We start from the raw sequence: 9,049 nt of genomic DNA on the forward strand, positions 1-9,049 counted from the left end.
GCGGGCAGATCGTAGCTTCGAGTGGCGTCCTGCGCGTGGGCGCTGTTTGGCAGCAGTGGAACGGTGCTGGCGCAGGCCAGCGACAGGGCGAGGACAAGGGGGCGGGGGCACAGCATCGGGGGCTCCAGGGGCTGACGCAGAGCGTCGTCATCCTGGGTAGACGCAGCCGCAGGCCGGATGTCAGGGTCCATCACGCCGTTCCCTGCGTGGCGGCAGCCACACCTGTACGCCGTCGCCGAGGCGCAGCACGCGCACCTGCAACTGAGTGGCCAACTGGTCGCGGTTGCTGGCTGCGCCGTCGGCACTGCCAAGCAGGGTGACCGGCTGCTGGCGCAGCTGATCGCCGATGACCCACGTGTGCCCGCCGTGCCAGCGGTCCAGGCCCTGCGTGACGTCGGCCAGCGGAGCCGAGACCCAGTGCAGGCGCCGCTCGCGCCAGGCCAGTGTTCCGGGGGCGGTGGTTGTTGCATGGGCTGTTGACTGCCCATCGAAGCGCAGCTGCTCGCCGTCGTTGGCCAGCATGCTGGCGTTGCCGCTGTCCACGCGCACGCGATGCTCGGTAACGGTGACCACGCTGCTGTTGCCCTGCACGGCAAGATCGAATGCGGTCCCCAGTGCAGTGACGGTGCCCTGCGGAGTGTGTACCTGGAAGGGCCGGTCGTCATCGGCGGCGACCTGGAACCAGGCCTGGCCACGCTGCAACTGGAGCTGGCGGCGCTGCCCATCGATGCGCACCTTCACTTCGCTGCCGGGTGACAGCAGGACATGCGAACCATCCGGAAGGGTCTCATCGCGGATCTCGCCAGCGGCCGTACGCAGTACCTGCGCCACCGGCGGCGAGGCATGGCGGCTGTAGAGACCCAGCGCACACAGCAACAGAACCGCAATGCCGGCTTCGCGCAGGCGACGGCGTTGCCTGCGCTGCTGTTGCCGCTGCAGGCTGGGCAGCGTCGCGCCTGCCTGCCACAGGTGCTGCAGATACTGGTACTGCGCGGCATGTCGGGGGTCGGCCTGGAACCACTGGTCGAACGCGTTCTCGTCGCGGTCACCGTCGTGCCCGTCCAGCCACCAGCGTGCGGCTTCGCGCGCGATCGCGTCCTGGCTCATGCGCTGGGCACCTGCTGCAGGGCGACGAGGGCGCGCAGCAGATGGCCGTGCGCGGTCTGCCGGCTGATGCCCAGCTGGCGCCCGATCTCGGCCAGCGCCAATTGTTCAACCCGCGCCAGCAGGAACACCTGGCGCGAGCGCGGTGGTAGCGCGGCGATGATCGCGTCGAGGTGGCGCAGCTGTTCGGCGTCGAGCAGTCGCTGCTCGGGCAGTGGTGCAGGATCGGCGATGGCCTGCAACTGCGTGTCATCCAGTACCTCTTCGCGACGGCGCTGGCGCTGCCGGTAGTGATCCGCGATCAGGTTGTGGGCGACGCGGTACAGATAGGCGCGGCCGTTGCTCAGCAGGCCGCTGGCGGCGACTTTGACGACACGCAGCCAGGTTTCCTGGACGACGTCATCGGCGTCGCTGCGTTGCGGGAGTTTGCGGCGGACATGGGCGTGCAGCGGCCGGTAATGGGCCGCGCACAGCTGCGCGACATCCGTCGGTTCGACAGGCGTGGACACGGGGCGGGCGACAACTGGGAAAGGGAACAGCCCGCGGCGGCAAGGGCAGCGGCTGCACCTTACAGCAAAAGAGAATCATTTGCATCCATGGCGCGAGGCACGGCACGCCGGGCCACCGCGTCGTCAGCGCGGACGATAGTCGCAGTGGATCTGCAGGGCTTCGGTGGCGTTGTGATGCAGCTCGAAGCCGCACTGCTGCAGGCTGCGCTTCACCTGCACGACGGCTTCGGAATGACGGGCAACGCGACGATCCTGCCAGCGCAGTGGGGTGAACACGCCCAGGGGCAGCAGCCGCAGCCGCTTGCCGTGCAGTACCAGTGAGACATCGACATGACGGCCATCGATGTCGTGGCCGTTGGCGCCGAAGATGGCATCGATCTCATCGCGGCGTTGCGGGTAGCAGGTGCGGAATGCTGCGATGCCGAGCCGTCGTACCGCGCGGCGGAAGCCACCGAGACGGCTGTGGCCGGGTTCGAAGCCACGGGTGAGCAGCAGGCGCAACCCGGCAGGCAGCATCGCCTGCGCGTCGAGCAGGCGTTGCAGCACCTCTTCTTCCAGTTGGATGCGGGTGGAGGGCCAGCGCGGAGCGATGAGCAGTCCGTGGTGGTTGCCGCGTTGCAGGGTCAACATGCGTGAAGCTTCGCACGCGGGCGAACAGCCGCGGTAGTGCCGGCCGCTGGCCGGCAGATCCGTCATCGTGCGATGGGGTCAGGCCCCGGACGGGATCCGGCCCCGGGCTACGCCTTGTCGCCGCCGCGGTCCACGCAGCCCCAGTTGAGGATGCGGGTGCCGGCCGGCAGCACGCGGCGGAAGAAGTCCACCCTGGATCGCTTCGGGTTCACCACCACCGGCGCCTTGGCGGCCAGCAGCAACGGCAGGTCGGCGGTGCTGTCGGAGTAGGCGATGTCGATATTGCCGTAGCCGCGCTCGCGCAGCATGCGCATCTTTTCTTCGTTGTGGCAGTGGCGGGTCGGGCCGACGCCGCCCAGTCGCGGGCCGACCTCGGTGCCGATCACCGGCACGTCCTGGTGGGCAACGAACGCCAGGATGGCGCGGGCCAGTTCCGGCGGCGCGCCGGTGGCGACCACTACACGGTCGCCCTTGGCACGGTGCGCGGCGAACACCTCCAGCGCCTGTGGCAGCAGCTTGGCGCGCATCTGCGCCTCGTTGCGCAGCACGTAGGCATCGATCACCTTGTTGAAATCGCGCGCACGGTGCAGGCCGAAGCTGCCGATCCACACGTAGACCGAAATACCCGTCCGGCGGGTCGGCAGCATCGCCACCAACGGCCCGGCGATCGGCGTGACCAGCAGCGCGGCCAGCATGCGCAGCGGGTTGCGCTTGATCAGCGAGGCGAACAGATGGGTGCCCGAATCGCCGTCGTAGAGGGTGTGGTCGAAATCGAAGACCACCAGCGGCGCATCGTCGCGCGGCGTCGGATAGTGCGTTGTCATGCCGCGAAGAATAGCTGACGCAGGCCCTCGCCCGGCTCTTCCACGCGCATGAAGGCCTCGCCGACCAGGAATGCATGGATGCCGGCATCGCGCATCAGCGCGACGTCCTGCGGGCCGAGGATGCCACTCTCGGTGACCAGCAGGCGGTCACGCGGCACCGCCTGCTGCATGTCCAGCGTGGTCTGCAGCGACACCTCGAAGGTGCGCAGGTTGCGGTTGTTGATGCCCAGCAGCGGCGTCTTGAGCGTGAGCGCGACTTCCAGCTCCTTGGCGTCATGCACTTCAACCAGCACGTCCATGCCCAGCTCGATCGCCAGCGTTTCGTAGTCGCGCAGTTGCGCGGGCGTGAGCGCGGCCACGATCAGCAGCACGCAGTCGGCGCCCATCGCGCGCGCGGCGACGATCTGGTAGGGATCGATCACGAAGTCCTTGCGCAGCACCGGCAGCGCGCACGCGGCCCGCGCCTGGCGCAGGTGGTCGTGCGAACCCTGGAAGAACTGCACGTCGGTCAGCACGGACAGGCAGGCCGCGCCGTGCACGGCGTAGGTGGCCGCGATTTCGGCGGGCGCAAAGCCCTCGCGGATGACGCCCTTGGAGGGTGAGGCTTTCTTGATTTCAGCGATGACGCCGGCCTTGCCCTGCGAGATCTTGTCTTCGATGGCTTGAGCGAAGCCGCGCACGTCCTGGCGCGCCTGCGCTTCGCGCAGGACTTCGGCTTCGCTGCGCATCTGGCGGGCGGCGGCGACTTCCTCGGCCTTGACGGCGAGGATCTTCGCGAGAATATCGTTCATTTCTGGAATGTCCGGGTGTATGCGCAGAATTCTTCCAGCTTGGCTCGCGCCGCGCCGGTGGAAATTAGTTCAAATGCTAGCGCTAAGGCTTCGGGAATGGAATCGGCTTTGTTGCCGGCATAGATGGCGAGCCCGGCGTTCAGGGCGACGATGTCTCTGGCCGCGCCTTCGACATTCTCCAGCGCCTCTATGACAAGCTCGCGCGACTGCTCGCGATTGGACACCTTGATGCTCCGGTTGGACATCATGGATAGCCCGTAGTCCTCGGGATGAATCTCGTACTCGCGGACCACGCCGTCCTTCAGTTCGCCGACCATCGTGGCCCCTCCCAGCGAGGCCTCGTCCATGCCGTCCTTGCCATGCACGACCAGCACGTGGCGCGAGCCCAGGCGTTCCAGCACGCGCACCTGGATGCCGACGAGGTCGGGGTGGAAGACGCCCATCAACTGGTTGGCGGCGCCGGCCGGATTGGTCAGCGGACCGAGGATGTTGAAGATCGTGCGCACGGCCAGTTCCTTGCGGACGGCGGCCACGTTCTTCATCGCGCCGTGGTGGGCGGGCGCAAACATGAAACCGATGCCGGTCTCCTGAATGCATTCGGCCACCTGCTCGGGCGTCAGCACCAGGTTGGCGCCCAGCGCCTCCAGCACGTCGGCGCTACCGCTGGACGACGAGGCGCTGCGGTTGCCGTGCTTGGCGATCGGCACGCCGGCCGCGGCCGCGACGAACATCGCAGTCGTGGAAATGTTGAACGTGTGGCTGCCGTCGCCGCCCGTGCCGCACATGTCGAGCAGGTCGTTCGGATTGGGCGTGACCACGGGCGTGGCGAACTCGCGCATCACCTGCGCCGCGGCGGTGATCTCGCCCACGGTTTCCTTTTTGACGCGCAGGCCCATCAACAGCGCGCTGGCGATCTGCGGAGACATCTCGCCGCGCATCAGCATGCGCATCAGGTGCAGCATTTCGTCGTGGAAAATTTCGCGGTGTTCGATGCAGCGCGTCAGCGCTTCGGAGGGGGAAATCGTCACGGTGCGTCCTTTCAGGCGAGGTTCAGGAAATTGCGCAGCAGGGCGTGGCCGTGCTCACTCAGTACGGATTCGGGGTGGAACTGTACCCCGTATAGCGGCAGGGTCTTGTGCCGCACACCCATGATGTCGCCATCCGGCGCCGTCGCGGTGACCGTCAGGCAGTCCGGCAGGGTGGCCGGATCGATGGTCAGCGAGTTGTAGCGGATGACAGTGTACGGCGTCGGCAGGCCTTCAAAGATGTCAGTGCCCGTGTGCGACAGCTGGATCGTCTTGCCGTGCATGATCTGCTGCGCGCGCACGATGTCGCCGCCGAAGGCCGCGCCGATGGCCTGGTGGCCCAGGCACACGCCCAGGATGGGCTTTTTGCCGGCATAGGCCTGGATCAGCGGCACGGAGATGCCGGCTTCGGCCGGCGAGCACGGGCCGGGCGACACGCAGATCTGGTCGGGATTGAGCGCAGCCACTTCTTCAAGCGTGATCTGGTCGTTGCGCGCCACGCGCACGTCCACGCCCAGCTCGCCAAAGTACTGCACCAGGTTGTAGGTAAAGGAATCGTAGTTGTCGATCATCAACAGCATTTTTTTCTCCTCTGGGCCGTTCTGCGGCCCGGACGGTGTCAGTTTGGCCGGGGCCTCAGATGGGTTCGTCCAGGCCGTGCTGCACCTGCTCGGCCGCGCGCAGCACGGCGCGCGCCTTGGCTTCGGTCTCGGCCCATTCGGCTTCAGGGTTCGAATCGGCCACGATGCCGGCGGCCGCCTGCACGTAGAGTGTGCCGTCCTTGATGACGCCGGTGCGGATGGCAATCGCCACGTCCATCTCGCCGCCGTAGCTCAGGTAGCCGGCCGCGCCGCCGTAGATGCCGCGGCGCACGGGTTCCAGTTCGTCGATGATCTTCATGGCCTCGACCTTGGGCGCGCCGGTCAGCGTACCGGCCGGGAACGAGGCGCGCAGCACATCCATGCTGCTCATGCCGGGATTCAGGGTGCCGGTCACGTTGGACACCAGGTGCATCACGTGCGAGTAGCGCTCGATCACCATGGTGTCGCTGACCTTTACCGAGCCCACCTGCGCGACGCGGCCCACATCGTTGCGCGCCAGGTCGATCAGCATGACGTGTTCGGCGATCTCCTTCGGGTCGGCCTTCAGTTCGGCCGCCAGCGCCGCGTCTTCCTCGGGCGTGCCCCCACGCTTGCGGGTACCCGCAAGCGGACGGATCGTGATCTGCGACTTCGGCTCGCCGTTATCCACCGTGCTTTCCTGGCGCACCAGGATTTCGGGCGATGCGCCCACCACCTGGAAATCACCGAAGTTCCAGAAGTACATGTAGGGGGAGGGATTGAGCGACCGCAGGGCGCGGTAGAGGGAGAGGGGCGAATCGCGGAAGGGCTTGGCGATGACCTGGCCGATCTGGACCTGCATCAGATCGCCGGCGGCGATATGTTCCTTGGCGCGCAGCACTGCCGCCAGGTAGTCCTCTTTCTTGAAATCGCGCCGTTCCTCGGTCTGCATGCTGGCGTGGCTGTACGGAATCTCGACGGGGCGGCGCAAGCGCGCGCGCAGGTCGGTCAGGCGCTGCTGCGCGCGGCTGTAGGCTTCGGGCTGGCTGGGATCGGCATAGACCATCAGGTAGATGCGGCCGGCCAGGTTGTCGACGATGACCAATTCGTCCACGTGCATCAGCATCAGGTCGGGCGTGCCGCCTTCCATGCCGGCCGGGAACGGCTTGACCGCGGGACCCAGGCACGGCTCGATGTGGCGCACCGTGTCGTAGCCGAAGTAACCGGCCAGGCCACCGCAGAAACGCGGCATGCCCGGGCGCAGCGCGACCTTGAAGCGGCTCTGGTATTGCTCGATGAAGGCCAGCGGATCGCCGTCGTGCGTCTCGGCGACCTTGCCGTCATGCAGCACTTCGGTGCGCGTGCCGCTGGCGCGGATCACGGTGCGCGCCGGCAGGCCGATGAACGAATAGCGGCCGAAGCGCTCGCCGCCCACCACGGATTCCATCAGGCAGGTCATGCGGCCGGCCAGAGGACCGGAGTGCGCCAGTTTCAGGTAGATGCCAAGCGGGGTGTCCAGGTCGGCGTAGGTCTCGGCCACCAGCGGAATGCGGTTGTAGCCTTGTGCCGCAAGGGCCTTGAATTCGATTTCGGTCATGTCGGGTCTCGTAAGCGGTGTCTGCTTTCGGACCGGGCACGCAACAAAAAACCCGGTCCAGTTGACTGGTTCCGGGTTGGGCGCTGTTTACACAGTGTCGGCGCTAGGCGGCAAGGTCGCGTCTAGGGCCGGGAAGGGGAATCATCGCCACCCGGAAGACAAACGCCACCAACGCCACGAGGCGCCGAGCATTTGGTTCTGGATGGAAACGTTCATTTAATGGTTCGGTAATGAAGTACGCGATAGTGATTTCTTGCTTGGGTTGCGCCGTGCTTCAAGCGGAGACTTTTGCTGCGTTCTGGTTTTGATTCCAGAGCGCGACCCACTGGGCGGCGTCAACAAGCGTGTCAACTATACCATCGACATCCAGCTCGCGCACGTCACGTCCTTCGTTGTAGCCATATGGCACCACCAGGACCTGCGTGCCCGCGCTGCGGCCCGCCTGCGCGTCGTTGATGGAATCGCCGATCGTCACGGCCTCGTTCACGCCCACGCCCATCAGGTCGCACGCGTGGTGGATCTGGTCGGGATCGGGCTTGCGGCGCTCGCAGGTGTCGCCGCACACCACGGCTTCGAAAAAGCCCGCCAGCCCCGTGCGCTGCAAGAGCGGCAAGGTGAATTCCGTGGGCTTGTTGGTGACCACGGCCAGCTTCAGGCCCTGATCGCGCATGAGTTTCAGCCCTTCGATCACGCCCGGGTAGACCTGCGCGCGCTCGCCGTTGACCAGGTGGTAATGGCGGTAGAAGGCCTCGCGGGCGCGCTGGAATTCTTCGGGCGCCGGGTCGGCGGCATCGAGCGAACCGGCCAGGCTGCGCCGCACCAGGTTGTCCACGCCCTTGCCGACGAACGTGGCGACCACGTCCTCGCGCAGCGCGATCATGCCGAGTTCAACACGCATGGCGTTGGCGGCAAAGGCCAGATCGGGAATGGAGTCGAGCAGGGTACCGTCCAGGTCCAGCAGCGCGGCGCGAAAAGCGGTCATGTCGGGTTCCTTACACAGCGGTGGTTTCGCCGATGGCGATCTGGTCGCGCATGGCCTTGATGATGCCGGCGTAGTCCGGCTTGCCGAAGATGGCCGAGCCGGCCACGAACGTGTCCGCGCCCGCAGCGCGGATTTCGGCGATGTTGTCGATCTTGACGCCGCCGTCCACCTGCAGAACGATCTCCTGGCCGCCGGCCTGCATCCACGCGTCGATGCGGGCACGGGCCTCGCGCAGCTTGGTCAGCGCCGCCGGAATGAAGCTCTGGCCGCCAAAGCCCGGATTCACCGACATGATGAGCACCAGGTCGATCTTGTCCATCACGTAGTCCATGTAGGACAGCGGCGTGGCGGGATTGAACACCAGACCGGCCTTGCAGCCGCTTTCGCGGATCAGGGACAGCGTGCGGTCCACGTGCGCGCTCGCGTCGGGGTGGAAGCTGATGTAGTCGGCGCCGGCCTTGGCAAACTGCGGCACCAGCGCATCCACGGGCTCGACCATCAGGTGCACGTCGATCGGCACTTGAACGTGAGGGCGGATCGCGGCACAGACCATCGGGCCGATCGTCAGGTTGGGGACATAGTGGTTGTCCATCACGTCCACGTGGATCCAGTCGGCGCCGGCGGCGACGACGTTGCGGACTTCCTCGCCCAGCCGGGCGAAGTCAGCCGACAGGATGCTGGGAGTAATGCGGGTGGAGGCCGTTTGCTTGGACATGATGTTCGGGGTCGGGGAGGGCATAATGTGCCATTATTGCAGTTTGAGGCGCCGCAGCGGGTATGCCCCGGCAAGCGCGCCTGAAATTCCGTCTTTCAAGCGTGGGCGCCCATGTTCCGCCGCCCGCGTGCAGCCACACAGGGAAGGACTGTGAAACCTTACGACCTGAGCGTCTCTGTCTCTCCGCGCTTCGTGCCCGAACAGTCCGACCCCGGCGAACAGCAATTCGTGTTCGCCTACACCGTCCGCATCACCAATACCGGCGAACATCCCGCGCAGGTGATCAGCCGCCACTGGATCATCACCGACGGC

At 66.3% G+C, this 9,049-nt stretch carries 11 protein-coding genes; 1 reads left to right on the plus strand and 10 read right to left on the minus strand.

The window, feature by feature from the left end; translation table 11 throughout:
* Nucleotides 1-180: 180 nt before the first annotated feature.
* The 10 genes from B3446_RS21485 to rpe all read right to left on the minus strand — a co-directional run bounded on the left by B3446_RS21485 (nucleotide 181) and on the right by rpe (nucleotide 8,761).
* Nucleotides 181-1,107, minus strand: coding sequence for a FecR family protein (locus B3446_RS21485; protein ID WP_049402505.1), 927 nt, complete (start codon nucleotides 1,105-1,107; stop codon nucleotides 181-183).
* Nucleotides 1,104-1,613, minus strand: coding sequence for an RNA polymerase sigma factor (locus tag B3446_RS21490; RefSeq protein ID WP_049402506.1), 510 nt, complete (start codon nucleotides 1,611-1,613; stop codon nucleotides 1,104-1,106). The genes B3446_RS21485 and B3446_RS21490 overlap by 4 nt, the downstream gene beginning before the upstream one ends.
* A 123-nt stretch (nucleotides 1,614-1,736) precedes the next feature.
* Nucleotides 1,737-2,243, minus strand: a complete 507-nt coding sequence (locus B3446_RS21495; protein WP_033833941.1) for a hypothetical protein — start codon at nucleotides 2,241-2,243, stop codon at nucleotides 1,737-1,739.
* 107 nt (nucleotides 2,244-2,350) lie between these two features.
* Nucleotides 2,351-3,067, minus strand: coding sequence for a haloacid dehalogenase-like hydrolase (locus B3446_RS21500; RefSeq protein ID WP_005411318.1), 717 nt, complete (start codon nucleotides 3,065-3,067; stop codon nucleotides 2,351-2,353).
* Nucleotides 3,064-3,858, minus strand: a complete 795-nt coding sequence (gene trpC, locus B3446_RS21505) for an indole-3-glycerol phosphate synthase TrpC (RefSeq protein WP_291384839.1) — start codon at nucleotides 3,856-3,858, stop codon at nucleotides 3,064-3,066. The genes B3446_RS21500 and trpC overlap by 4 nt, the downstream gene beginning before the upstream one ends.
* Nucleotides 3,855-4,886, minus strand: coding sequence for an anthranilate phosphoribosyltransferase (trpD, locus tag B3446_RS21510; RefSeq protein ID WP_056565041.1), 1,032 nt, complete (start codon nucleotides 4,884-4,886; stop codon nucleotides 3,855-3,857). Before trpD ends, trpC begins: the two co-directional genes overlap by 4 nt.
* Before the next feature lie 11 nt (nucleotides 4,887-4,897).
* Nucleotides 4,898-5,464 (minus strand): aminodeoxychorismate/anthranilate synthase component II, encoded by a 567-nt coding sequence (locus B3446_RS21515; RefSeq protein WP_191576449.1) that lies wholly within the window; start codon nucleotides 5,462-5,464, stop codon nucleotides 4,898-4,900.
* Between the two features lie 55 nt (nucleotides 5,465-5,519).
* Complete coding sequence (gene trpE / locus B3446_RS21520; protein WP_291384842.1) at nucleotides 5,520-7,040, minus strand: anthranilate synthase component I; 1,521 nt, start codon at nucleotides 7,038-7,040, stop codon at nucleotides 5,520-5,522.
* A 274-nt stretch (nucleotides 7,041-7,314) separates the two neighbouring features.
* A complete protein-coding gene (locus B3446_RS21525; protein ID WP_191576451.1) occupies nucleotides 7,315-8,022 on the minus strand; it encodes a phosphoglycolate phosphatase in 708 nt (235 codons plus the stop codon).
* Between the two features lie 10 nt (nucleotides 8,023-8,032).
* Nucleotides 8,033-8,761, minus strand: a complete 729-nt coding sequence (rpe, locus tag B3446_RS21530; RefSeq protein ID WP_191576452.1) for a ribulose-phosphate 3-epimerase — start codon at nucleotides 8,759-8,761, stop codon at nucleotides 8,033-8,035.
* A 126-nt stretch (nucleotides 8,762-8,887) separates the two neighbouring features.
* On the opposite strand from rpe, the gene B3446_RS21535 reads away from it, so the two are divergent.
* Nucleotides 8,888-9,049, plus strand: a 162-nt coding sequence (locus B3446_RS21535; protein WP_291384845.1) for an ApaG domain, incomplete at its 3' end; no start/stop codon positions are given.

The sequence above is a fragment of the Achromobacter sp. UBA5777 genome, assembly GCF_002418565.1.
Classification (GTDB): Bacteria; Pseudomonadota; Gammaproteobacteria; order Burkholderiales; family Burkholderiaceae_B; genus Achromobacter; species Achromobacter animicus.

Coding starts and splice junctions, on each gene's coding strand:
- B3446_RS21485 (WP_049402505.1), bottom strand. CDS start 1,107: ATGAGCCAGGACGCGATCGCGCGCGAAGCCGCACGCTGGTGGCTGGAC.
- B3446_RS21495 (WP_033833941.1), bottom strand. CDS start 2,243: ATGTTGACCCTGCAACGCGGCAACCACCACGGACTGCTCATCGCTCCG.
- B3446_RS21500 (WP_005411318.1), bottom strand. CDS start 3,067: ATGACAACGCACTATCCGACGCCGCGCGACGATGCGCCGCTGGTGGTC.
- trpC (WP_291384839.1), bottom strand. CDS start 3,858: ATGAACGATATTCTCGCGAAGATCCTCGCCGTCAAGGCCGAGGAAGTC.
- B3446_RS21515 (WP_191576449.1), bottom strand. CDS start 5,464: ATGCTGTTGATGATCGACAACTACGATTCCTTTACCTACAACCTGGTG.
- trpE (WP_291384842.1), bottom strand. CDS start 7,040: ATGACCGAAATCGAATTCAAGGCCCTTGCGGCACAAGGCTACAACCGC.
- B3446_RS21525 (WP_191576451.1), bottom strand. CDS start 8,022: ATGACCGCTTTTCGCGCCGCGCTGCTGGACCTGGACGGTACCCTGCTC.
- rpe (WP_191576452.1), bottom strand. CDS start 8,761: ATGCCCTCCCCGACCCCGAACATCATGTCCAAGCAAACGGCCTCCACC.